The organism is Emticicia agri, from assembly GCF_004168285.1.
GTDB classification, from domain to species: Bacteria; Bacteroidota; Bacteroidia; order Cytophagales; family Spirosomataceae; genus Emticicia; species Emticicia agri.
On record NZ_SEWF01000004.1, the window covers coordinates 1 to 24,247 of the forward strand.

The following is a 24,247-nucleotide window of genomic DNA, read 5'->3' on the forward strand; positions in this document are numbered from 1 at the left end:
TACTCTACCCGAAGATTTTTAATTTATAAACAAAAAGGCTGAATTTTGTAGCGACCAAGCAAACAAAACCAACCTTTTAGAATGAGAAAACTCATTAGGGACGAAATTATAAAGATTTTTGATAAAATACCTCTTGCTAAGAATCTATCAAGGAAAAAATTCATTGGTGATTTTCTGATAGGGATGCTCGAAAGCCGGAAGGTGCAATTTAAAGAAATAGCCTTGCACATTGAGAGTGAAGCTACATTAGAATCAGTTGAACGTAGAATACAGGCATTTTTTAAGGATTATGATTTCGATTACAGGCAAGTATGTCTCTTACTATTAATGTTTTTACCTAAAGGTAAACTTCAATTATCAATAGATAGAACCGAATGGGACTTCGGCATTTATCAATGCAATATTTTGATGATAGTTGCCAAAAATGGTTCAATAGGGATTCCATTGTATTGGGAGTTATTAGATAATAATTCAGGTAATAGTAATTGTAAAGACAGGTGTGACTTATTACAATCAATTGTAGATGTGATAGGTTTGGATAGAATCGGTTTGATAGTTGGAGATAGGGAATTTATTGGTATTCAATGGCTAAAGTATCTAAAAGACAGGCAGATAAACTTCTGTATGAGATTACCTAAAAACCATTTGATAACACTTAAGAATGGGGCTGTTTGTTCAATAAACGACTTATTGTCCCATCAACAGGAGCGTTACTTTGAAACATGTTTGGTCGATGGAATCTGGTGCAATACTATGCTAAAGAAATTAGATAATAAAGACTTTTTGTTTCTGATAGGTAATCTGCCAGCCAAGCAGTTAGGAAATCTTTACCGACATAGGTGGTGTATCGAAGTTCTGTTTCAAACTTTCAAACAAAGGGGCTTTGATTTAGAAACTACTCATATTAAAGGAAACGAAAAACTTAGTAAATTGTTGGTTTTTGTTAGTATTGCTGTAGCTATAGCACTGAAAACAGGTCAATATCTCCATCAAAAAGTAAAGATGATTAAAGTCAAAAAACATGGATATAAAGCTAATAGCTTCTTTAGAAAGGGTTTAGATTATATCAGAGTAAATCTAAAAAGACAAAAACAAAATTTTATAGCTACTTGTCAGATGCTTGTATATGATTTTTTGAGGTGGATTCATTTACAATTCATCTATCACAAGGAATTAACAAAAATCTTCGGGTAGAGTAAGTCAGATTAGCTCACCTAATAAAAAAATCAAAATCATTGACAACGCCGGGCATGAAATGTTTTTGCATCAGAAAGAAGAATTCACCACAACAATCAAACAATTTATTAAATGAAAAAACTCATAATCATTATTTCATTCGTATGTGTATCAGTATTTACTAATGCTCAAATACTGAAACCACAGTCTGTCAGCATTGCTTATATAGGTGAAGCCATTACTCACCCGGGAATGAAAATCGGACTTAACTATTCATTCTTCAAATGGGACAGACAGAAAAACAATAAAGGTGCCGAAAAAATAATTGACTATAGTATAGACTTTAAACCTTGCATTGGGTTCTACTACCATAAATCTTATCAGACAGGCATTTTTGCATTGCCTGAACTCAGTTTTACATGGAAAAAACAAGGAGGAAGTTTCACTGCTATAGGCGTTGGTGTCGGATATATGAGAACTATTATTCCGGCGGTATATGAACTTGATAATGATACCAATATCAGAAAAATTAAGGCCGGAAATAACTATTTAGTAAGCAATTATTACATTGCCTGGGGAAAAGATTTAAGTAAAAAACATAAGATTCCTTTAGAGATTTTCATTAAACCACATCTAATGGTTGCTAAGATGAAAGAACAAAAAGGAATTGGGTACTTTATTCTTGAATTAGGTTTAAACTATAAACTCAGATAATAATGTCAAAAGGGCTTTTGAGACATAATGGCCTATATAAAATCTTTATTTGAATATTTTTGGTAAAATACATTCTGCCAGATTCATACTTAGATACCAGCAAGCAAAGAATATTAACAAAAATTAAATGGCTCTGAATATTTTTTAATTTCTTTGCCTCACCAATTGTTTCATGCTTTATATACCCTGTTCTAATAATTATGAAAAAAGTATTTGTATCATTACTCATCCTCTGTGCCATAGCCTGCCAGGAAAAAAACAGTCAATCAGACGATGCACAGCTTAAACTTAATCAGTTAGCTGAAAAGTACATCAGGTTAGGCTTGACTATCGGCCAGTATGATGCCGATTTTGTAGATGCCTATTACGGCCCTGATTCCCTGAAACCCCAGACCCAACCAAAGCCTAAATTCCCAAAAGATAGTTTACTGGCAACCGTCAATGGCTTAATCGGACAGTTAATTGAGTTTAACAACACCGTTACTAACGATACTTTAAACAAGAGGGCCAAGTGGATGTCGAGCCAGTTGATTGCCTATGGTAGAAGAATTAATATTTACACGCAAAAATACCAGGCATTCGATGAAGAGTCGAAAGATTTGTTCGGAGCAGTAGCCCCCTCTTATTCTGAAAGTCACTACCAGACTTTGGTAGCCCAATTGGATAGCTTATTACCCGGCACAGGTACTATTAACAGCCGATTTGAGAAATTAGCTAATGAGTTTATTATTCCTAAAGCGAAAATAGATACTGTTTTTAAAACTGCCATTGCCGAAGCCCGTAAACGGACATTAGCGCATTATCAGCTACCTGCCAACGAAAACTTTACGCTGGAATACGTAACTGGCAAACCGTGGTCGGGTTATAACTGGTATCAGGGCAATTATCAGAGCAAAATACAGATAAGTATTGATATGCCTATTTTTATTGAGCGAGCCATTGACCTTGCCTGCCATGAGGGCTATCCGGGGCATCATGTCTATAATATGCTTTTAGAAAAGAACCTCTATCATGACAAAGGTCAGGTTGAGATTTCATTGTATCCCTTATTTAGTCCGCAATCGTTAATTGCCGAGGGTAGTGCCAATTATGGGATTGAAATGGCTTTCCCGGGTACAGAAAAGAACAAGTTTGTAAAAGAAGTTTTGTTGCCGCTGGCAGGACTAAATACTGCCAACACAGATTTATATTTTCAGGCATTAGCTATCAAAGGCAAATTAGCCTATGCACGCAATGAGGTAGCCCGGGGTATTATCAACAATACCATGAGCGAAACCGATGTAGCTAAATGGCTGACCAACTATGGTTTGCGGGAAAAAACACTGGCCAGTAAAGACATCAATTTTATTAAAAAATACCGTAGCTATGTGATTAATTATAATTACGGGCTGGATATTGTGAAAGACTATATCGAATCAAACGGTGGCACCCCCAGCAATGAAAGTAAACGCTGGGAATTGTTCGGATGGCTACTGAGCAATCAGGTACGTCCGGCTGAATTGCTTAAAACTGCCCAGTAATGTTTGTAAAAAAATAGCTGTCGTCAATTGACGACAGCTATTCCACATCACACAATTTTTATCAATTATTTCCCTGAAAACACTTTTGTTTCGTCAGTATATCCCGTTTTCTGCAAGTACCAGTCCGGGAAAGAAACCCCACCACTTTCAGCCCATTGTCCGAATTTCAGATAAGTATCTATAATTGCCTGGGTTTCTGCCGGGTATCTGAATTCTGAGGTGAAATCAAGTGCCCACGGTAAACCTTTAGCTGTTTTGTAATAGATACTTTTGGTTGGCTGGGTCTGGTCATTACCAGTACCGAATAAAGCTACATCTCCTTTGCTTGTAGGAACCATGTTTGGCAAGTGAATTTCTTTTCCTCTCTCGTCTGACTTAAAGCTGAACGGATTGAAAGGTGCATTACCTAAAGTAGCCTTGTTTACCGGACTTGTAAAGACAATATTCAGATTCAATGTATCTTTCGGTGCAATAATGGTAGAGCCTTGGGTTGTATTCACAAATCCGTTATACGACTTCATTCGTTTAAAGGCATTATCAAAGGCTATCACGACTGCATATTTCTGCTCGGCTTCTGTACCATTGGCTGAGGTTTTTATTTTCCCTTCGGTCAGCTGTGCACCGGTTACAGATTTTACAAGCGATGGGTCAATTGGCATTTGGAAGCCCCAACCACTTGGGAAAGATGCGCCTATGGCTTTTACGTACGCTTTTACTTTCATTTCAACTACCTGATTTGAAGCGTTTAATACTTCCTGGAACTGATAGTTTACTACAAGGTCATTCAAATCATAATCTCCCTGGAATGGCCACAAATCTTCGTAAGCAAGCGTACTGTAAGTATTTTTAGTTGGCGTATAGTTATTTACGGCTCTGGCCGGATCTTTCGGATATTCATCACGGGTATCACCTACACCATCACCATCTGTATCAGTTGCTGTATCTACTACCGGAACGTTATCAGTAGCAATTGCTTTTACCGGATTTGAAGTGGCAAAGAAAATAGCATCGTTGAAATCGTTATCACAATTGATTGGTGTGTTCTGACGGCTGACATCCTCAAAAGCTAATACCATGCGGTTTGTTTCAGGGTCGTTTAACACAATCAGGTGGCGACGAAGATTGCTCACAGTTTCTATATTAAGGGCATCCTGGCTATAATGTGCATAGTATCCTTTACCTACTGTACCATTGCTATACGCATTGGCCAAAAGAACAAATCCGATAGCTGTATTGGCGTTAAATCTTCCTATTTTTACTTTATCACCCGTTACCAGTCCGCCACCATCACCTTTGTAAGATACGTTCGGGAAAATAATATTAATTTTTGAAATATCGGTTGGTTTAGTCGGAGGAGCCGCAGGGTCAAAAGTATAGTAACCCAAAGTATTTTGCCAACCAGCCCCTTCGTGTACAAATGTTATCCAAACATCAGATTGTTCTTTGATAACGAGATAGTTACGGTTAGCCGTATTCAGAAAATCAGGGTGCGCAGAAGGTACAGGTTGGCCTTCGGGTACACTGGCGTTTATTTTTTCAAGAAAGCTCCATGAAACGGCATCTCTTGTGCTTTCAAGATACTTTGGTACACCATTGCTATCCCAGCTACCCATGTAAGAAATTGGCGGGTAATCTTGTGCTGTTGCTCTGGCTCCTGATGGAGCAACTGGCATATTACGCTCTACAACATACCCTGTTACCTGTGGGTTTTTACCACCTAAATTTAATTGGACTTTGTTATTGGCAATCTCAACAATCACTTGTGCTGGTAAACCAATATAATTTGGTCTGATAGCTACCTGTTTTACATAAGTAGGTATTTTCTGGCTGATACTCAGCATACCTGTGGTTGAGGTAATGCCTTTGAGTAATAATTTATCTTCTGGGTAGCTATATACCGATATAACTACGCCTTTAATTGCTTTATCTGCATTATCGAATGTGCCAATGTCAAACTTAACTTCTCCACTTGTAGTAAAGTTAAAATTAGCCGGAATATTCAGTTTTTCCATTTTTGTATTGGAAGTGTTGCCTCCCGGCGTTGGTACTAAGTCAACAATATCCGGTGCACAGGCATTCAGTAATAAAGCAAAAGTTACAGTTAATAATTGATAAAATCTGGTTCTCATTTTGAATAAATGTTAGATAATTCTTAAAAAATTGAGCAATTTTCAAGCCATTTTGCACTACAAAGTTGCGGCATTCGTAGCTAAAAAAACCAGTATTTCGATATTCAGACGAAAATGAGGGGTATTTGGTAGAATTTTCAGGTTAAGCCAAAAAAGCAAAAAAAAAATTGGCTTTTTTAAAATTATCAAAAGGTAGCAAAGAAAAAATTGGCACAATTTTTTTCAAAACAGCATAGATGTCTAAAAAAAAACCGACGTTATTGCTAACATCGGCTTTTTTGTTTTGAGTGATTGAGTGAATGTGTGATTGAGCGGCGGCCGCTCAATCACACATTCACTCAATCACTAATTCACTAAATCGTCATATATCAAACTTAATACCTTGTGCCAAAGGTAGTTGCGTGCTGTAATTGATGGTATTTGTCTGGCGACGCATATAGTTTTTCCATGAGTCGGATCCGCTTTCACGACCACCTCCGGTTTCTTTTTCACCGCCAAAAGCTCCACCGATTTCTGCACCTGAGGTTCCGATGTTTACATTGGCAATGCCGCAATCAGAGCCATTAGCAGATAAGAACTGCTCGGCCTCACGCATATTAAGTGTAAAAATAGCCGACGATAACCCCTGCGGTACGCCATTCTGTAAGGCAATGGCTTCATCAAGAGTGCTGTATTTTATCAGGTATAATATCGGGGCAAAAGTCTCATGGCACACCATTGGGGTCTGCGTAGTTACTTCAACGATGGTTGGTTTTACATAACACCCCGACTGGTAGGCTTCTCCACTCAGTACCTCATTGCCGAAAAGTATGTTTCCACCTTCGGCTTTTACTTTTTCTATGGCTGTCTGATAGTTGTTGACTGCATCGGTGTCAATCAAAGGACCTACATGATTGTTGGTATCCAAAGGGTCGCCAATGCGTAGCTGAGAATAAATTTTCACGAGACGATTTTTTACATCTTCATAAATATTTTCATGCAGAATCAGGCGTCGGGTAGTGGTACATCTTTGTCCGGCTGTACCTACAGCACCAAATACCACCGCAGGAATCACAATCTGTAAATCGGCATTTTCAGTTACAATGATAGCATTGTTCCCTCCTAACTCTAAAAGGCTTCTGCCTAAACGACCTGCTACCGCCTGCCCTACTGCTTTACCCATACGAGTAGAGCCTGTGGCAGATACCAATGGAACTCTCGTATCGTTCGACAACCACTCTCCTACTTCCCTATCACCTACAATCAGGCCAGAAATGCCTTCCGGTACATTGTTATTTCTTAAAACTGCCTGAATAATATGCTGGCAGGCAATGGCTGAAAGTGGTGTTTTTTCAGAGGGCTTCCAGACACATACATCTCCACAAACCCAGGCTAACATGGCATTCCACGACCAGACAGCCACAGGAAAATTGAAGGCAGATATAATACCCACAATGCCCAATGGATGCCATTGCTCATACATGCGGTGTTGCAAACGCTCTGAGTGCATGCTTAGGCCATATAACTGGCGAGACAGACCTACGGCAAAATCGCAGATGTCAATCATTTCCTGTACTTCGCCCCATCCTTCCTGCAAACTTTTGCCCATTTCATAGCTTACCAGTCGGCCCAAATTATCTTTGTTGGCTCTCAAAGCCTCTCCCATCTGTCTTACAATTTCGCCACGCTTGGGGGCAGGCACTTCACGCCATATTTTATAGGCTTCTTCGGCTTTGGTAATTACTTTTTCGTAATCGTCTTTGGTAGCCTGACGCACTTTGCCGATAAGCTCGCCATCAACGGGTGAATAGGAACTCAATACTTTTCCGCTTCCTGCCCAGCTGTCAACACCTGTGCTTACTCCGTTATTAATATTCTTTATTTGTAATGCTTTTAATACTTTTTTCATGTATGGTTTTGTTTGTTGGATTAAGAAACTGTTTGAGTTAATCTTATTGAATTAAAAAAGTCGACTTTTGTTCAATACTGCGCTTTAAAACCCGTCATTTAGCTCAGTTCCACTGCGGCTGCTAAACTCCGGTTTTTAAATCTTGTCTTGAATCAAAAATCGCTCTTTTTTATTTTCAAAATTTAACTCAAACAGTTTCTAATAGAACAAAGATACAAAAGTACCCGCCTTAAAAGAAAAATGAACGAAATATTATTTGGAAACAGGCCATACCCTTGCCCTCCCTGACCGTAGCGAAGATACAAAAAAGCCTTTCTTCCAGTAGTTAGAAAGAAAGGCAAAAGAATAATATCAATTATAGCCAAATAATATTTGGCAGCAAAGTTTTATACAGGTTTTCTGTTTGAGTCGGCACCAAGAAGGCTATTCTCACTAACCGCTTCTATTAAATCGGCTACGAGACCTGTCCAGCCGCATTGGTGGGCGGCACCCAAACCTGCGCCATTGTCGCCATTAAAATATTCGTAGAACAAATATAAATCTTTGAAATGAGGGTCTTTATCAAACTTATCAATGCCTATCATAGCCGGGCGCACTTTGTCTTTTGTCATGACAAAAATATTAATCAATCGCTGGGCAACCATCATGGTAGCCTCTTTGATTGACATAATATTGCCAGAGTTCGTGGGGTATTCTATTTCAAAATCATCGCCATAGTATTCATAAAATTTGAGCATGGCATCAATAATCAGGTAGTTAATCGGAAACCAGATAGGCCCGCGCCAGTTGGAGTTGCCACCCATAATACTCAAATCAGATTCTGCCGGCGTATATTTTACGCTCAGAATTTCACCCTGCATATTAAATTTATACGGGTTTTCATCATGGCATTTCGATAAAGAGCGAAGACCGTAATCAGACAAAAACTCTGCCTCATCAAACATTCGTTTTACCACCATTTTCATCCGGTGCCCTCTCAGCAACGATAGTAAGTGGGTTTCTCCCTTACCCGGTTCGTGCCAGCGCGAAATCAAAGAAGCCAAATCAGGGCGGTTATTCAATACCCATTCCAACCGTCTTTTAAAATCAGGCAATTTTTCCAGAGTTTCTTCATTCAATACCTCAACTGCACAAAGCGGAATAAGACCTACATAAGAGCGGATTTTCATGAAGATAGTTTCACCATTAGGGGCATGCAGTTTATCGTAATAAAACTGGTCGCCTTCATCCCATAAACCCAAGTCATTTCCTTTAATAGGTTTATTGATTGCCCCGGCAATATGCAGGAAGTGTTCAAAGAACTTGGAGGCCATATCCTGATAAACTGGTCTTTCGAGCGCAATTTCGCAGGCAATGCGCAACATATTCAGGGTGTACATTGCCATCCAGCCCGTAGCATCAGCCTGTTCAAGTTTTACGCCCGGAATCTGTGTATTACGGTCGAATACCCCAATGTTATCCAGTCCCAAGAATCCACCGCCAAAGATATTATTCCCTTCTTCATCTTTCTGGTTTACCCACCACGTAAAGTTCATGAGCAACTTATGGAATACTTTTTCGAGAAACAAGATGTCGCCTTTGCCATTATTCTTTTTGTCTATTTCATACACTTTCCAGGTAGCCCATGCGTGTACCGGAGGATTTACATCAGAGAAATTCCATTCGTAGGCAGGCAATTGTCCGTTGGGGTGCATATAGTACTCACGAAGAATAACGGCTAATTGTCTTTTGGCAAAATCAGGGTCGATACGTGCCAGTGTGAGTGTGTGAAAAGCCAAATCCCAGGCGGCAAACCACGGATACTCCCATTTATCGGGCATCGACAGGATATTGGCCATATAGGCATGTTTCCAGGTATTGTTCCGCTGGTAGGCACGGCCTTTGAATTCAAACGGCATTTTGGGGTCGCCGTTTGTCCACTCATTGATATTATAATAGTAGAACTGCTTGTTCCACATCATGCCTGCAAATGCCTGACGCTGAATTTTTTTGAGTTCTTCGTTCTGAACGTTTTTCTGAACTTCGGCATAAAAATCTTCTGCATCCTGTATTCTCGCGGCAAATATATCGTCGAAATTCTCAAAAGGCTTGTTTACTTTATTCTGGCAAAATCTCAGACGAACAGTAACAGAACCCTCAGCAGGCACCTTTTTGGTAAACTTAGCGGCTGCTTTTGACCCAATCCGGTTTGGATTTATATATTTATCTTTTCCGGTAATCACATAATTGCTGATACCGTCTTTTACATACATAGAGTTGTTGGGTTTACCAAAAACCCGCTCCATATTGGTTTCATTTTCGCAGAACAGGAGTTCGTCGGCATCTTCAATGTAGAATTTGTATTTGCCTACCAGATGATGGCTGGCATCAATCTGAGAATTAGCTATGCCTGTGAGCATGGGTTTTTGCTTAAAATTCTCATACCCCCACGACCATGTATTACGAAACCAGATTGTAGGCAAGATAGTAAGCGGAGCCGCTTTTTTGCCTCTGTTATGCGCCGTAACCTTTATTAATATATCGGTTTCGTCGGCTTTGGCATATTCTATAAAAATATCAAAATACTCGTTGTTATCGAAAACACCTGTTTGCAGAATTTCAAATTCAGGGTCTTTTCTGGAGCGTTTCGAATTTTCTTCAATGATTTTTTTATACGGAAACTCGTTATGCGGATATTTATACAACATCTTCATATACGAGTGGGTAGGTGTGCTATCGAGGTAGTAGTATAATTCTTTCACATCTTCCCCATGATTCCCTTCCGACCCGGCCATGCCGTACAGACGCTCTTTAACGATTTTATCCTGATGATTCCAGAACGAAAAAGCAATACACATGAACTGTTTATTGTCTGAAATCCCACCTATTCCGTCCTCACCCCAACGGTATGCCCATGAGCGAGCCATATCATGCGACACATAGTCCCAGGTGCTGCCATACACACTGTAATCTTCACGCACGGTACCCCATTGTCGTTCAGACAGATAAGGCCCCCATCTTTTCCATCCTTTATTATCTTTTCTCAGGTTAAGTCTTATCTTCTCCGCCAATTCTGTCATAAGAGTTTTGTTTAGGTGGTTATCGCAAAAATAGAAAAAAATGCACACCGAGAAATAGTGTGCATCTAATCAATTGTAAAAATTAAAAAACTTGTTGTTATAATACAATAGAATTTGATTGATTAATCATTAAACTTAAGAGTTAAAACAAAAAAGATACCCTAATGGAATCTGTCTTTACGCACCTCTAAATTTTTCATTATTTCGGCCTCCTGTTCTAAAAACTTTGTCCACCGTTTTCTTACCACTTCCTGAGGCATATATTCTTCAGCGAGTTCAATAAAATTGCGATAGTGTCCTGCTTCTGAAATCATGAGTTCGTGGTAAAACTTTTTCAGACTTGCGTCAGAGATATGCTCCGAAAGTAACTTAAACCGCTCGGCAGAACGTGCCTCAATCAAAGCACAAAGCAACAACTGCTCCATCAGACGGATATTGTAGTCATCGGTTTTCTGCAGGCAATGCTGTAATTTTTCAACGTATTCATCTTTTCTTTTATGCGACAACTTAATGCCTCGCTTGCGCATTTCTTTCAAGACCCTCTGAAAATGCCCCCATTCTTCGGCTACTACCGGGGTGAGTGTTTCTACCAGTTTCTCTTTATCAGGATAGCGCACAATTAATGAAATACATGAAGAGGCCGCTTTCTGCTCACAAAAAGCATGGTCTACCAATATATCTTTTAGATTCATTTCGGCTATATTAACCCAACGAGGGTCGCTTGGCAGTTTGAGCCCAAGAGTGGTAATCGACGACATGAACTACTGTTTTCGGGTTTTTACGGTACTCAACGACTTTTGTTTTTCTTCCAGCGCAATTTTTGCATTTTCAAGGTCTTGCTTATTGGCAATTTCCTCTTGCAGCAGCTTTTCTAACTCCACTCTGTTTTCTTCAATTTTGCGCAATAAGGTTTCTTTTTCGCGCTTGTTTCTCTCAATATCTCTTACAATTCTTCTTCCTGTTTTTTCAACTCTTTCCAGATTTTTCTCCGATTCGCCCGCATCTCTTTCAGCCAGGCGCACATCTTCATTCTGCATGGCATAGGCATAAAATTCTTTCATAAATTTCTCGACTTCGTAATAACTGCTTGAACTACTCGAAACCGGAGTACCGCCAATATCAAACGATGCAAAGATTTTAGTTTTCGATTTCTGGTCAGCTATAATTTTGGTCATCAGGTTCACAGGCTCTGACGTCAGGTCAGGAATACTGGCAGAAGCAATGTTATAAGTATCTCTGTTTTCGGCTATACTGCCATATTTTGCCAGAAACAAAGGCCAGTCTTTTTCTATAAATTTCTTTTCTATACTGAGTGTCATATAAAACCCTTCTTTCCGGTCTTTGCCAAAAAGCTCAGAGCCACTCAGAATTGTCTGAGCAAAAAGCCATTGATGAGCCAATAGTGCTATTGCTAAAATTGCTATTTTTTTCATTTCAATTGTTTTTATTGTTTGACTTACAAATCATTCTGGAATTATTTTCACCGAATGAATTCGGTGGCTAAAATAACAAACGAAGTGTCTTTAATAGTGTTATGCGGACTTAAGTCCGCTTATGTATGCAAAAAATACCTATGCGACGTCCGCTTTGTTATCTTAGACGGCGACCGCACGGCGGACCGTTTCAGTCGCTGACACTTGAGGAGTCTCGGGTCAGCCAATAGCCTTTCTGCAAATTAAAACTATTTTCTGTTGCTGATGGTTTTGTGTAGCAAAAAGATATATATCTCCCCCATCTTTTATACCTAATTTCTTTTTGATTTCATCGGGTTTCATCGGAAAATTGCGGGTAGAAACATTGGCCTGATTACCCGGTAGTTTTGACAAAATCTCTTTCTTATCAAATTTACACACGGCTTCACAGATAAAGCTACGACCGGGGAAATTGGTCTTTAGCTCTTCTGATGTATAAAGGTGGCTATTAGGTGCCAGTTTTTCTACCTTAAACACTTGTCCGACCAGCTTAAATGCCCCCGCTTTCAGAATGGCGGCATTGGGTTCATAGATATACTTCTGAGGATTACTGTAACGAACCTGCGTGGCTTGTTCTGTCTCATACGTAAATCTAAAAAACTGAAAAGAATCCTCAATCTGGAAATTGGTACAGGCAATCACAGGTTCCGGCACCTCATGCTGTTTTAAAAACAAAAGCTCTTTTACTTCATTTTCAACCGCTACTACAAATACTTTAGAAATCGGTTTCAGTTGCTCTATAGCCTGCTTTATATCTAATATGGGCGAGTATTTAATCAGAAAATTGCCCAACTGCGGTCTGATGCTGAGTATATCGGGTTCACAGTCTTCTATCTTAAATACTTTGTTTTTAGCGGCATCTCTACGGGCAGGGTCAATATAGCAATTGGTATCTGGTTCTATCTTGGTGTAATTCAGAAAAATTCCGGCTTCATTATTGACAACTTCTATATTTTTAAAACCCAATACATCAAAATTATGCCGGGCTATTTTGGCAAGCATTTCATTTCTTTCTACATAAATTACCTGCTTGTAGTGCTGGGCAAATGCGGAGGTATCCACCCCCATTCCTCCAGTTAAGTCTATGAGTTTCTGATAATTTGGCGGAACAAAAAGTGCGGTTTTATAAGCAGCCGTTTTTTCGGAAGAAGATTGCTCTACAGATAAGGGTGCCGGATAAATGATGTCAGGATTGGCAAACCAGGTAGGCAGCTTGTATTTAGCTTTCTGACGGGCTATCCATTGGTCGGCCACTAACCGCAAAAACTGGGCATCCATCTTTTTCTGATTTTTCAGAATATAGGTCTGAATATCCGATTCCTGAATCTGATAGGCGGTGTCTCTTGCTTTTTTTAATATTTCTAAATCCATATAAAAGAATAGTATGGATATTTCAGTAATTAATATAGTGAAACTTTGTGCTTTTGAGTACTTTGTGGCTACGAAATTATCCGCCACAAAGTACTCAATTTTACACGATGTTTCACAATGTTTGATATAGTTGAATTTGTTAAATTGGAAATAGTGTTCTATGATTTCTTCTGTTGAATGAAATTACTCAAAATAAAAAAGTAAATTGCTTCATCGAACCTCACGACCACTAATACCTCTGAAATGATTATGCGTAAGCCATTAACATTTTTACTTTTAATGCTTGTTTTACAAATAAGCGCACAGGAATCGAAACCTGCAATTAGTGCTGCCCAGCAAAGCTATTTAACAGAACTGAAAACATTGGGCAAGACATTCAGCGATGGTTTTTATCCGGCCTATAGCCGTATTTATGCTTTGCCAGAAAAAACATTTATCACCAAAATTGATTCAGCAAGAACAGCTTTTGATGCTACGCTTACCAAACATCAGCCCGGCCTTGACGCATCTTATGTGAAAGGACAAAGAGCAGAAATTAAATATTATTTTGATAAACTGCTGATTGATTATCCACTTACTCATGAGATATACGTCAATAATGCCTTAGCCATTGCTTCCGGGATACCTAAACGGTTAAAGACGAATCTGCCTGACTTTAATAAACCTGAATTGTTAACCAATACCGATTTTATCAGTTATTTCAAGGCGTTTTTATCGTTACAAACCTATCTTGAACTTAAAAGAGGCGCTTTTAAAAATCAGGATAATCAGCATTTTCAGGCAGCATGGAAACTGATTCCGAAATATGTAATGAATCGGAAGTGTCGGGAATACTGGCAATACGAGTATCTGTTTAATCAGATTGATAACAATGGCATTAAAAACATTGATGCAATGGTGAAAGAGTTTAATACTACCTGCAAAGACACGGTTTTTCTGAATAAAGTCAATAAAGTTTATGCCGAAGATGTAGCCGGGAAAAAAGGACATCTGATAAAAACCTACAAGACTGTCGGCCCTTATGCACTGGATATACATCTATTTGAACCTGCTGATAAACCTGAGAAAAGACCTGCTATCGTATTTTTTCATGGAGGAAGCTGGTCGGAAGGTAAACCTGACTGGTTTTTCTCTACTTGTCAGGACTATGCCCAGCGGGGTTGGGTAGCCTGTGCAGTAGAATACCGCACTTATGGCAGGCATGGCACACTGCCATTTGAGGCTGTGATGGATGCTAAGTCGGCCATGAGATGGCTCCGGCAAAATGCGGACACTTATAAAATAGATACTACCAAGATGATAGCTACCGGAAATTCGGCAGGCGGACATCTGGCGCTGGCAACTGCATTAGTCGATAACTGGAACGAAAAGACGGATAATCTGGCATTCAGTGCCAAACCCAATGCCCTGATTATCAATGCAGGGGTATATGATTTAACAGACGACCTGACAGCCTGGATAAGAAAAGATTTAAAAGACAAGAACCTTACTAAAGAAATATCACCTAATTATCTGGTTAAAAAAGATTTCCCTCCGGCGCTTATTTTTCATGGTACATTAGATAGAAATGTGCCATATATAACCGCCCGAAAATTTGGTGAAGACATGGTAACTATAGGAAACTATAATCTGGTTTTTCAGCCGCTGACAGGGTCAGGGCATTTTATCTGGTTTGACTCACGCCAAGCCGATAAAATGGCAAAGGCCAGAAGCAAGTTTCTGGAGAAGTTGGGGTATTGATGCTTTTATAATTCATATTAAAAACTACTGATTGATGGTAGAAAAAGATAAAACTATCATAAACCTGATGAATCGGCTAAAGACTTTTTTCGAAATGTCTTCGGTTGAGTTTGTAGATTATTGGGATGGGGATTTATGTGCGATTGGGTTAAAAAGACAAGAAAGATTGGTATATATCAGTACTTACGCTTATCTCAAAGAAGAAAATCTTAAATATGATTATAGCTTAGAAATTGATAGATTGGTAGAGACCCAAAAGCTGAATATAATTAAAGATGTGCAGGGCATAAATGAGGTTGAGCTTATTTCAACACTCAGGCAATTTCTATGCTTAACAACTAAATAGAATAAGAAAATGAATAAAGAAAAGATTAAAATAAAGCCGATTACTAATGAGTCGGAATATAAAGCCGCAAGTAAAATTATTGATGCTTTGATTGATGCCGATATGATTGAAGATGTAGAAAAAAGACAAAAAGCATTAGAGATTTTAGCTGCCATTACCACATTAGCCATTGAATATGAAAAAAAAAGCATTATCCTATTCCTGCTCCTGACCCTATTGAAGCCATAAAACAAAGAATTGAAATGCTTGCTTGTTAAACTACCCTACAAAATAAAATTCTAAATAAAATCTTCACAGGTATATTTATTGATGGTATTACTTTGTATCTTTGAACAAAAATTTGGGCTTTTTCGTTAATGCTTCAAATAAAAAGCCTATTATTGCTTTTATGATTAAAAGGATTGCAGTCATATTTCTGTTTCTGATTATTGAATGTTCAACTTTCAGCGAATACGTCAAAGATTTCTTTGGCGAAGTAATCTCATGCAGTTTAGATGCCTGTGAAACTGATGAAAGTGAATGCGAGAATGAAAATCAGGAAAAAAAAAGCGAAACGAATAAGTATCTGATGTCTTTTTTTGGGTTGAATTTCACATTCAAATATTTTTCGTCTAAGAAAAGTATTTACCTGTTCACACAATCTTCCGAGCCGTTTCCCATACAATTGATACAATCACCCCCTCCCAAAGCGTAAATGCTACATGCTATTGGCATAACCAATACAGTTATTTTTTCAGTAAAACACCTGGTTGTTAAAGAATAGTATAGTCTATTCTTCTTTTTATCGGCTATTCTGTATTGTATTTTCTTTGATATTTTAAAATTTTGAAATATTAAACCTAAATAGATTGTGGAATTTCTGAATAATTCATCTTATATAAATCAATGAAATCAACATTAAACTTTTCAAATCTGAAACATGATTTACCAGCCGGGCTTGTGGTCTTTCTGGTAGCACTCCCACTTTGCCTGGGTATCGCATTAGCTTCAGGAGCACCATTACTTTCCGGGGTTATTGCGGGCATTGTGGGTGGTATAGTGGTAGGAGCCATCAGCGGGTCGCAGGTAGGCGTAGCAGGTCCGGCAGCAGGGCTTACAGTTATTGTACTCAATGCGATTACTGAATTAGGGGCTTTCGACTCCTTTATATTGGCTGTGGTTTTAGCAGGATTCATCCAGATTATTCTCGGCGCAGTAAAAGCGGGGGTAATTGGTTATTATTTCCCTTCGTCGGTTATTAAAGGTATGCTAACCGCCATTGGTATAATCATTATTCTGAAACAAATTCCTCACGTATTTGGTATAGACCAGGATTATGAAGGCGATGAAAGTTTTGTACAGAAAGACGGTGAAAATACCTTTTCAGAATTATTGAACATCACCGAACGCTTCAATGAAGGTGCATTAATTATTGGTGTCATATCCATCATTGTCTTAATAGTGTGGGATATGGATTTTATCAAAAGAAACAGATTTCTGAGTATTATCCCCGGCCCTTTACTTGCGGTGCTATTAGGCATTTTTCTCAATAGTGGTCTGAGCATTTTACCCGCTAATTTTCATTTACAAAACAATCATCTCGTAAGTTTACCTGTTACCAATTCATTATCTGAGTTTTCCAATTTCTTAGTCTTTCCCAATTTTTCAGCTATTACCAATCCACTCATCTGGAAAACAGCTTTTGTGATTGCCATAGTTGCCAGCCTTGAAACCCTTTTATCGGTTGAAGCTACCGACAAATTAGACCCTCAAAGCAGGATTACCCCAACCAACCGTGAATTAATTGCCCAAGGTTCTGGCAATATCGTTTCTGGTTTATTAGGTGGGCTTCCGGTTACGCAGGTCATTGTTCGTAGTTCGGCCAATATCCAGTCTGGCAATAAATCAAAATTATCAGCTATTATTCACGGTATTATTTTATTGGTTTGTACACTCAGCATTCCGGGTTTACTTAACCTGATTCCGTTGGCATCGTTAGCGGCAGTCCTGATTATGGTTGGCTATAAACTGGCAAAACCAACCATGTTTAAACTGATGTTCAAAGAAGGGCCAGACCAGTTTGTACCCTTTATTGTAACAGTATTGGCAGTTGTGTTTACAGATTTGCTTACAGGCATTGGCATTGGTGTAGCAGTAGCGATGGTGTATATTCTTTATACCAACTACAAAGGCTCCATGACTGTAGTAAGACAGGATAAAAATGTACTTATTACCTTTAATAAAGACATTTTTTACTTCAACAAAGCGGAACTGATGCAGAATCTGTCTTCCCTGAAATCGGGAGACCAGGTTTTAGTAGATGGTAGTAAAACTACGTTTATTGACCATGATATATTCCTGACCTTAGAAGAGTTTCAGGCAGAAGCCAAGGCAAGACATATCAATATTGAATTCAGAAATATTAAAAGAAGAAAATTAAATTATAGAAAAAGCGATGGAATCGTATCAAAAACTCTTATTAGCGAATAAAGCCTGGGCGGCCGAAAAATTACAGTTAGACCCCTCTTACTTTACCAATTTAGCAGCCGACCAGAAACCCGAGTTTTTGTGGATTGGGTGTTCGGACAGCCGTGTACCTTCAGACCAGGTAACAGGCACACAACCGGGTGAAATTTTTGTACACCGCAATGTGGCCAATCTGGTTATTCACACCGATATGAGTATGCTGAGTGTATTACAGTATGCCGTTGAAGTATTGAAAGTAAAACATATTCTGGTGGTTGGGCACTACCAGTGTGGTGGTGTAAAAGCATCTATGACCAACAATGACTACGGTCTGATTAATAACTGGTTACGCAATATTAAAGATGTGTATGCCAAATATCAGGACGAGTTGCAAGGCATTGACGATGAAAAAGAACGTTTCGACCGTTTGGTGGAAGTAAATGTAATAGAGCAGGTGAAAAATCTGGCAAAAACTACCATTGTACAGAACGCCTGGAATAATGGAGAATATCCGATGTTGCACGGGTGGGTACTTGATTTGCACACCGGACACATAAAGCCCATTATTGAAATTGACTCGAAAAACGACGATGCGTTAGAAGACGTTTACAACTTCGATTTCAATAAAAAGAAACCTAAAAAAGTTGAAGAGGTAAGACATTAATCTTACAGTTTGCGTTTGTTTCAGATAGGGCGCTTATAGATAGGTGTTACATCACTTATCTTATAGGCGTCTTTATTTATTTACACTTATTCACACAAATAATGAATACTTACGCTAAAAATCTAATCCTATGAAATCTTTGAAAATAACCCTGAATGGACTCATTTTTATTACTTTATCAATTTTTGCACAGGCACAGGTATTAAAAGACGGTAAACTGACACTCAACGAAGATGGGTCGCATTATGTAAAATTCACGATGGTGAATCAGGCCTGGTTGCGTAACACAACTTTAAACGAAGGGTCAACTATTTTTGGTTATGCCAAAAACAACCGTTGGGATATTGGAATCAGGCGTTTCAGAATACAGTTTTACGGGCAGTTGACAGACAGAGTATTTATTTACAGCCAGATTGGAGAAAATAATTTCAATGGCATTTCAGATCGTAAATTCGGCTTTTTTATTCATGATGCTTTAGGTGAATTTGCTATCGTAAAAAATAAACTTTCCTTAGGTGGCGGGCTGGCTGCCTGGAGTGGACTGGCTCGTTTTGCCTCGCCTTCTGTTGGGAGTATTTTAGGAGTAGATGCACCCTTATACCAACAATCAACTAACGATATTACCGACCAGTTTCTGAGAAAATTATCAGTGTATGCCAAAGGTAAGTTAGGGAAATTTGATTACCGCATTGCGTTGGCAGACCCAATGGCTTTTCAGAAAGCTGCTTCTTACAGCGGTGTTTTAAGTACCGAGATTGCCAATTTTTCTTCAAAACCTCCCAAGTTTCAATGGAATGGATACTTTCAATGGCAATTTTTTGACCAGGAAAGTAACCTGACCCCCTATATGACAGGTACTTATCTGGGTAAGAAAAAGGTTTTCAATATCGGTGCCGGATTTGTGTATCAGCCTGATGCCATGTGGACACTGGCCGCCAATAAGGTAGATACCGTTGAAACCAATATGGTTCAACTGGCATTAGACGCCTATTATGATGCCCCCATCGGAACCAACGGGCAGGCCATCAGTGCTTATGCCTCGGTCGGGTACTTTGATTATGGTAAAAATTACCTGCGTAATTTGGCTGTAATGAATCCTGCTAACGGGAGTACACGAAGAGATGTAATCAATGGTTCGGGCAATGGTTTTCCGGCCTATGGAACCGGAAATGTCATTTATACGCAAATCGGCTATAAACTAAAAGATAACCTGGTTGGTAAAACTACTTTGCTACCCTACGTATCTTTGCAACATGCCAATTATGAAAGATTGAATCAGGGAATGGATTTCTGGGATTTGGGTCTGGTGTGGCTGTTAAGCGGTCATAATTCAAAGTTAACCCTGGCTTATCAGGACAGACCTGTTTTCTTGACCGATGGTAATAATAAAGGCGAAATCAATAACAGAAAAGGCTCATTCATTATTCAATATCAGGCATTCTTTAACTGATTCCGGCTAATATAAAAAATGAGAAGCCCTGAAAATTGCTCTTCAGGGCTTTTTACTTCGTGGATTACGAACCCAAATGCACTGCACTAAGGTATTATTTTTATCATTTTCTACACATTTCTAACAGGCTAATACGCTGGCAGCTCTTCATTATTAGCAAAAGTTGTTACTCACTTCTTTCACCATTGCACGCTGCTTATGCTACTTAAATGATACAAACTTTTTCGCACAAGTCGATAAATGCACAAAAGTGTAAAATCATAGCTTAATTGTTTTTAAATAATGTTTGAATGCTCAAATAGTCTTTAATAGTAGTAAACTACTATTAAAGACTTCTTTTGACCTTAGTTTTAATGACTATATAAGTTTTTATCTATAAAGTTGATTACCTAATCAAACATATTTACGGAGATCAGAGAAAGACGGATTTAAAGATTAGTAAAAAAAATTACTATTTTTTTCAACAGAAACATAAACAATTCATTATCAACTATTTAAAATTAAAAGAATATTTTCAAAAAGTTGAATAGGCCATTCATTTGAGGTAAAAAGTGTCAATTATAGGTAAGTATCCATACTATTCATGGCAGTTTTTTACTTACCTTTTTAAGCGTTTTTTCCTGAGCCTTTATAAACCCTGACAATCATAAAATTCACGTAATAATTTAATATTCTACTCAAATAGTTGTATGCTCTTAAAAAAATCTATATTTGCTAAAAAACTATAGAACACAATGGAACTTGCTCATTGCCCTCAATGTGATTCTAACCATATTTCCCGCAATGGAATAATCAAGGAAAAACAACGCTATAAATGCAAAGACTGTGGATATAATTTTACGGTAGATAAACCAGGTAAAAATATCGAGAGTTTTTTTGTTACAAAAGCCCTGCAATTATACCTCGAAGGCCTCAGTTTCAGAGAAATTGAGCGACTTCTGGGCATCAGCCATGTTTCTGTAATGAATTGGGTAAAAAAGTACCACATTGTGATACCCGGCCGCAAGAATCATTATAAACCCACTACCCTGATTCTGACTTATGCCGAACTCATTGAGTTTTATGCCAACCGTGAAAACCTGCGGGGTATAGGAGTTACAGTTACCGAAATAGAGGATAAGTTTATGCTCATTAAATGGGAGCGCACCAAAAAATAAATTAGTAATCAACCATCACCTTTAGAGTATGTTTAAAGATAATTATTCTGACCGAAAAGCACAGATTTTTTGGCTAAACAAGCGGACGCCGCGCGGGCGCATTTTGCAGATGTAGCCGGCAGCTACACGGTTCGCCGCGCGATCGAAAAAATGCAACGCAGTATAGCCAAAAAAGATGGCTTTGAAGGTCGAATCATAATCTTTAAACATACTCTTATAAATAATATCTATTCCCTAAAAACTATTAGTAATGTCTGAAAAAAAACAAAGTTTAGGCTACATCATCGGCGCATCGTCGGTGGGTACGCTTATAGAATGGTACGATTTTTATATTTTCGGCAGTCTTGCCACAGTTTTAGCCTCAAAATTCTTTCCCACCGATAATCCCACTGCAGGCTTTTTAAATACACTCGCCACCTTTGCGGCAGGTTTTGTGGTACGGCCATTCGGTGCATTAGTTTTTGGCCGATTAGGCGATTTAATCGGACGCAAATATACTTTTATGGTTACGCTTATGCTCATGGGTGGTGCCACCTTTGCTATCGGCCTGATACCCAGTTATCAGACCATCGGTGCGCTGGCTCCTGTGCTTGTACTCCTTTTAAGGCTTCTGCAAGGATTAGCCCTGGGTGGAGAATATGGTGGAGCAGCCACTTATGTTGCCGAACACTCTCCTGTACATCAAAGAGGGTACTGGACATCCTGGATACAAACCACGGCTACCGTAGGGCTATTTGTCTCATTGGGTGTAATCATGATTACCCGCACCTCTATGTCGAAAGAATCTTTTAATGATTGGGGCTGGCGTTTACCTTTTTTAGTTTCTATTCTGATGGTATTTGTTTCGTTTCTGATTCGCCGTAATATGTCGGAGTCTCCCCTGTTTGAGAAAGCAAAGGCAGCAGGCAAAACCTCGACAAACCCTCTCCAAGAATCATTCGGCAACAGGCTTAACTTCAAATTTGTACTATTGGCGCTTTTTGGAGCTACTATGGGGCAGGGAGTAGTATGGTACACGGGTCAGTTTTATGCCCAGAGTTTCCTGCTCAAAACCTGTAATATTGATGATGTGCAGGCCAATACAATTATGATGTGGGCCTTGTTGATGGGTACACCGTTCTTTATTGTTTTTGGGGCATTATCTGATAAAATAGGTCGGAAGGGAATCATGCTTGCCGGAATGTTATTAGCGATACTGCTTTACAGACCTATTTTTGAGAAGATATATCAGACGGCCAATGTAGCCAATAAAGTAGAAATTAATACCACCGACAAAACAAGCGTTCAGGTAGAACTGATAGCCAAAAGCATTGCCGATTCGGTAGTTACTACCACAACCATGCACGACTACGAAGACGGAACCATTATGAGCGAAGTAGTAAAAACCACCAATCTGGCCGATAAATCGGTTACTGTGCCTAAGCCCGAGGTGAAAAAGACCATAACCCTTGGCAGTAAAGATAAATGGACATTGGTATGGTTGGTATTCAGCCTGATTATATTTGTAACAATGGCTTATGGCCCTATTGCCGCATTTTTAGTTGAAATGTTCCCGACCAAAATCAGGTATTCGTCTATGTCTTTGCCTTATCACATAGGCAACGGGGTATTTGGTGGCCTGATGCCTGCCATTGCTACTTTTTTAGCTACACAGGCCCATGATATAAATGCCAAAGCCAAAAGTGCCGGACAAGCCATTGTTTTCGATAAGCCTTATCTGCAAGGTCTCTACTACCCTATTATTATTGCAGGTATCTGTTTTGTAATCGGGCTGATTTATATCAATGGAAAAGACAGAAATATTCACGACTAAACAACCTACCATTATGAACGCAATCAGAAAAGTTTTAGGTATTTTGTGGATACTCATCGGCGTAAGTGCCGGAATATACCTTATCTATTTTCAGGCAGTGCCCCTCTGGCTAAACGGAGGCAATGATTTGGTACCTGCCATTATTTATACCTTTATTTTAGCGCCTATCATTACTCTGGGTATGTCTATTTTCGGTTACTATGCTTTGCAGGGAGATTATAGCACAAAGAATGGTGAAAAGCTATGAAAAAATACTGGGTAACTAACCTGAGAGTATTAGCTACTATTTCGGTTATTTTGTTGCATGCGGCAGGGTTTGGCTCTTTGCATGTAAAGAAAATAGCTTATTCAGACTGGTGGATTTGCCATATTATTAATGTATTTGGCCGATTCGCTGTTCCGGTATTTGTAATGCTTTCAGGCTATTTACTCATTGGTAAATATGAAGAGTTAAGCACTTTTCTTAAAAAAAGATTTACACGCATCTTTGTCCCTTTCCTGATATGGAGCCTGGTTTATCTCATCTGGTCTAATTTCAAAGGATTAGCCAATGAACGTACCCCCTGGACAGTCGGGGATTTTGTAAAGAAAATTTTAGCAGGTGGTGGCGGTGGGGCAGGACACCTCTGGTTTGTATATATGCTACTGGGGATTTATGCCTTTACGCCCGTTATCAGCCGATGGATAAAAGGTACGGAGAACAGTCCACTACCCAATACCCGACGGAATGAAGTCTGGTATTTTATCGCTTTATGGGTAGTAGGGAATGTAGTTTATACCTTAATAAATAAATGGTTTGGCTTCGAAATTAAATTTGACATCAGGTATTTTACAGGCTTTGTCGGCTATTTTGTATTAGGCTATTATCTGGGTAATACAGGCACAAAACTCTCAAAAAGCACACTTATCCTCTTATTTTTAGCATTTTGGGGGCTTACTGCCTACATTTGCTATGTAGTTTCGTGGCAGGCAGGTAAATATGTGTACGATTATACCGATTACCTGAGTTTACCTGTTATGGGCATGTCGGTAACCATATTTTTATTATTCCAGAAGGCTTGTGATGTTGATTTTATGCCAAAAGTGATGCAAGAATTAGATATTACCAGTTACGGTGTTTATTTGGTTCATGCCCTTATATTACGGATATTATCTCGTGAATACCGGATAAATTTTACCTGGATTCACCCGTTAGTAGGCATTACCACGCATTTTCTGATAACGGCACTTATCAGCTATCTGATTGTAAAAATAATCAGCAAAATTCCTAAAGTCGGTAGTTGGATTGTAGGCTAATTATCTG

The 24,247-nt window shown here is 38.9% G+C and carries 20 protein-coding genes; 14 read left to right on the top strand and 6 right to left on the bottom strand.

The window, feature by feature from the left end; translation table 11 throughout:
• The first annotated feature begins 81 nt into the window (after nucleotides 1-81).
• The 3 genes from EWM59_RS03260 (at nucleotide 82) to EWM59_RS03270 (ending at nucleotide 3,410) form a co-directional block, all read left to right on the top strand.
• The gene (locus tag EWM59_RS03260; RefSeq protein WP_130019099.1) at nucleotides 82-1,194 is read left to right on the top strand and encodes an IS4 family transposase; all 1,113 of its coding nucleotides are present in this window, start codon (nucleotides 82-84) and stop codon (nucleotides 1,192-1,194) included.
• Between the two features lie 114 nt (nucleotides 1,195-1,308).
• A complete protein-coding gene (locus EWM59_RS03265; protein WP_130019519.1) occupies nucleotides 1,309-1,890 on the top strand; it encodes a hypothetical protein in 582 nt (193 codons plus the stop codon).
• Nucleotides 1,891-2,090: 200 nt separating this feature from the next.
• Complete coding sequence (locus tag EWM59_RS03270; protein ID WP_130019520.1) at nucleotides 2,091-3,410, top strand: hypothetical protein; 1,320 nt, start codon at nucleotides 2,091-2,093, stop codon at nucleotides 3,408-3,410.
• A gap of 65 nt (nucleotides 3,411-3,475) precedes the next feature.
• Here EWM59_RS03270 and EWM59_RS03275 read toward each other — a convergent pair whose 3' ends face one another.
• The 6 genes from EWM59_RS03275 to EWM59_RS03300 form a co-directional block, all read right to left on the bottom strand.
• On the bottom strand, nucleotides 3,476-5,539 hold the full coding sequence (locus EWM59_RS03275; RefSeq protein ID WP_130019521.1) for an LruC domain-containing protein: 2,064 nt from the start codon (nucleotides 5,537-5,539) through the stop codon (nucleotides 3,476-3,478).
• Between the two features lie 361 nt (nucleotides 5,540-5,900).
• The gene (amaB, locus tag EWM59_RS03280; protein WP_130019522.1) at nucleotides 5,901-7,427 is read right to left on the bottom strand and encodes an L-piperidine-6-carboxylate dehydrogenase; all 1,527 of its coding nucleotides are present in this window, start codon (nucleotides 7,425-7,427) and stop codon (nucleotides 5,901-5,903) included.
• Between the two features lie 386 nt (nucleotides 7,428-7,813).
• On the bottom strand, nucleotides 7,814-10,486 hold the full coding sequence (locus EWM59_RS03285) for an MGH1-like glycoside hydrolase domain-containing protein (RefSeq protein WP_130019523.1): 2,673 nt from the start codon (nucleotides 10,484-10,486) through the stop codon (nucleotides 7,814-7,816).
• Nucleotides 10,487-10,647: 161 nt separating this feature from the next.
• Nucleotides 10,648-11,244, bottom strand: a complete 597-nt coding sequence (locus tag EWM59_RS03290) for a MiaE family protein (protein WP_130019524.1) — start codon at nucleotides 11,242-11,244, stop codon at nucleotides 10,648-10,650.
• 3 nt (nucleotides 11,245-11,247) lie between these two features.
• A complete protein-coding gene (locus tag EWM59_RS03295) occupies nucleotides 11,248-11,919 on the bottom strand; it encodes a hypothetical protein (protein ID WP_130019525.1) in 672 nt (223 codons plus the stop codon).
• 219 nt (nucleotides 11,920-12,138) lie between these two features.
• Nucleotides 12,139-13,329 carry a THUMP-like domain-containing protein gene (locus EWM59_RS03300; RefSeq protein ID WP_130019526.1) on the bottom strand — a complete coding sequence of 397 codons (1,191 nt, stop codon included), beginning with the start codon at nucleotides 13,327-13,329 and terminating at the stop codon, nucleotides 12,139-12,141.
• A 279-nt stretch (nucleotides 13,330-13,608) separates the two neighbouring features.
• Here EWM59_RS03300 and EWM59_RS03305 point away from each other — a divergent pair, with 279 nt between their 5' ends.
• From EWM59_RS03305 to EWM59_RS03350, 11 genes are all read left to right on the top strand, one after another.
• On the top strand, nucleotides 13,609-15,069 hold the full coding sequence (locus tag EWM59_RS03305; RefSeq protein ID WP_165372091.1) for an alpha/beta hydrolase: 1,461 nt from the start codon (nucleotides 13,609-13,611) through the stop codon (nucleotides 15,067-15,069).
• A 34-nt stretch (nucleotides 15,070-15,103) separates the two neighbouring features.
• Complete coding sequence (locus EWM59_RS03310) at nucleotides 15,104-15,415, top strand: hypothetical protein (protein ID WP_130019528.1); 312 nt, start codon at nucleotides 15,104-15,106, stop codon at nucleotides 15,413-15,415.
• A 9-nt stretch (nucleotides 15,416-15,424) separates the two neighbouring features.
• Nucleotides 15,425-15,643, top strand: a complete 219-nt coding sequence (locus EWM59_RS03315) for a hypothetical protein (protein WP_130019529.1) — start codon at nucleotides 15,425-15,427, stop codon at nucleotides 15,641-15,643.
• A gap of 160 nt (nucleotides 15,644-15,803) precedes the next feature.
• On the top strand, nucleotides 15,804-16,109 hold the full coding sequence (locus EWM59_RS27535) for a hypothetical protein (protein WP_165372092.1): 306 nt from the start codon (nucleotides 15,804-15,806) through the stop codon (nucleotides 16,107-16,109).
• Nucleotides 16,110-16,300: 191 nt separating this feature from the next.
• Nucleotides 16,301-17,884: a SulP family inorganic anion transporter gene (locus EWM59_RS03320; protein WP_130019530.1), complete on the top strand. Its 1,584-nt coding sequence runs from the start codon at nucleotides 16,301-16,303 to the stop codon at nucleotides 17,882-17,884.
• Entirely contained in the window at nucleotides 17,850-18,524 is a 675-nt protein-coding gene (locus EWM59_RS03325; protein WP_130019531.1) for a carbonic anhydrase, read from the top strand. Before EWM59_RS03320 ends, EWM59_RS03325 begins: the two co-directional genes overlap by 35 nt.
• Nucleotides 18,525-18,654: 130 nt before the next feature.
• Nucleotides 18,655-19,974 (top strand): hypothetical protein, encoded by a 1,320-nt coding sequence (locus EWM59_RS03330; protein ID WP_130019532.1) that lies wholly within the window; start codon nucleotides 18,655-18,657, stop codon nucleotides 19,972-19,974.
• A gap of 734 nt (nucleotides 19,975-20,708) precedes the next feature.
• Nucleotides 20,709-21,131 (top strand): IS1/IS1595 family N-terminal zinc-binding domain-containing protein, encoded by a 423-nt coding sequence (locus EWM59_RS03335; RefSeq protein WP_130019533.1) that lies wholly within the window; start codon nucleotides 20,709-20,711, stop codon nucleotides 21,129-21,131.
• Between the two features lie 250 nt (nucleotides 21,132-21,381).
• Complete coding sequence (locus tag EWM59_RS03340; RefSeq protein ID WP_130019534.1) at nucleotides 21,382-22,944, top strand: MFS transporter; 1,563 nt, start codon at nucleotides 21,382-21,384, stop codon at nucleotides 22,942-22,944.
• A gap of 13 nt (nucleotides 22,945-22,957) precedes the next feature.
• Entirely contained in the window at nucleotides 22,958-23,191 is a 234-nt protein-coding gene (locus EWM59_RS03345; RefSeq protein WP_130019535.1) for a DUF6814 family protein, read from the top strand.
• A complete protein-coding gene (locus EWM59_RS03350) occupies nucleotides 23,188-24,240 on the top strand; it encodes an acyltransferase (RefSeq protein WP_130019536.1) in 1,053 nt (350 codons plus the stop codon). Before EWM59_RS03345 ends, EWM59_RS03350 begins: the two co-directional genes overlap by 4 nt.
• Nucleotides 24,241-24,247: the final 7 nt, after the last annotated feature.

Coding starts and splice junctions, on each gene's coding strand:
- EWM59_RS03275 (WP_130019521.1), bottom strand. CDS start 5,539: ATGAGAACCAGATTTTATCAATTATTAACTGTAACTTTTGCTTTATTA.
- EWM59_RS03320 (WP_130019530.1), top strand. CDS start 16,301: ATGAAATCAACATTAAACTTTTCAAATCTGAAACATGATTTACCAGCC.
- EWM59_RS03300 (WP_130019526.1), bottom strand. CDS start 13,329: ATGGATTTAGAAATATTAAAAAAAGCAAGAGACACCGCCTATCAGATT.
- EWM59_RS03295 (WP_130019525.1), bottom strand. CDS start 11,919: ATGAAAAAAATAGCAATTTTAGCAATAGCACTATTGGCTCATCAATGG.
- EWM59_RS03350 (WP_130019536.1), top strand. CDS start 23,188: ATGAAAAAATACTGGGTAACTAACCTGAGAGTATTAGCTACTATTTCG.
- EWM59_RS03330 (WP_130019532.1), top strand. CDS start 18,655: ATGAAATCTTTGAAAATAACCCTGAATGGACTCATTTTTATTACTTTA.
- EWM59_RS03285 (WP_130019523.1), bottom strand. CDS start 10,486: ATGACAGAATTGGCGGAGAAGATAAGACTTAACCTGAGAAAAGATAAT.
- EWM59_RS27535 (WP_165372092.1), top strand. CDS start 15,804: ATGATTAAAAGGATTGCAGTCATATTTCTGTTTCTGATTATTGAATGT.
- EWM59_RS03305 (WP_165372091.1), top strand. CDS start 13,609: ATGCTTGTTTTACAAATAAGCGCACAGGAATCGAAACCTGCAATTAGT.
- EWM59_RS03270 (WP_130019520.1), top strand. CDS start 2,091: ATGAAAAAAGTATTTGTATCATTACTCATCCTCTGTGCCATAGCCTGC.
- EWM59_RS03290 (WP_130019524.1), bottom strand. CDS start 11,244: ATGTCGTCGATTACCACTCTTGGGCTCAAACTGCCAAGCGACCCTCGT.
- EWM59_RS03265 (WP_130019519.1), top strand. CDS start 1,309: ATGAAAAAACTCATAATCATTATTTCATTCGTATGTGTATCAGTATTT.
- EWM59_RS03340 (WP_130019534.1), top strand. CDS start 21,382: ATGTCTGAAAAAAAACAAAGTTTAGGCTACATCATCGGCGCATCGTCG.
- EWM59_RS03310 (WP_130019528.1), top strand. CDS start 15,104: ATGGTAGAAAAAGATAAAACTATCATAAACCTGATGAATCGGCTAAAG.
- EWM59_RS03315 (WP_130019529.1), top strand. CDS start 15,425: ATGAATAAAGAAAAGATTAAAATAAAGCCGATTACTAATGAGTCGGAA.
- EWM59_RS03345 (WP_130019535.1), top strand. CDS start 22,958: ATGAACGCAATCAGAAAAGTTTTAGGTATTTTGTGGATACTCATCGGC.
- EWM59_RS03260 (WP_130019099.1), top strand. CDS start 82: ATGAGAAAACTCATTAGGGACGAAATTATAAAGATTTTTGATAAAATA.
- amaB (WP_130019522.1), bottom strand. CDS start 7,427: ATGAAAAAAGTATTAAAAGCATTACAAATAAAGAATATTAATAACGGA.
- EWM59_RS03325 (WP_130019531.1), top strand. CDS start 17,850: ATGGAATCGTATCAAAAACTCTTATTAGCGAATAAAGCCTGGGCGGCC.
- EWM59_RS03335 (WP_130019533.1), top strand. CDS start 20,709: ATGGAACTTGCTCATTGCCCTCAATGTGATTCTAACCATATTTCCCGC.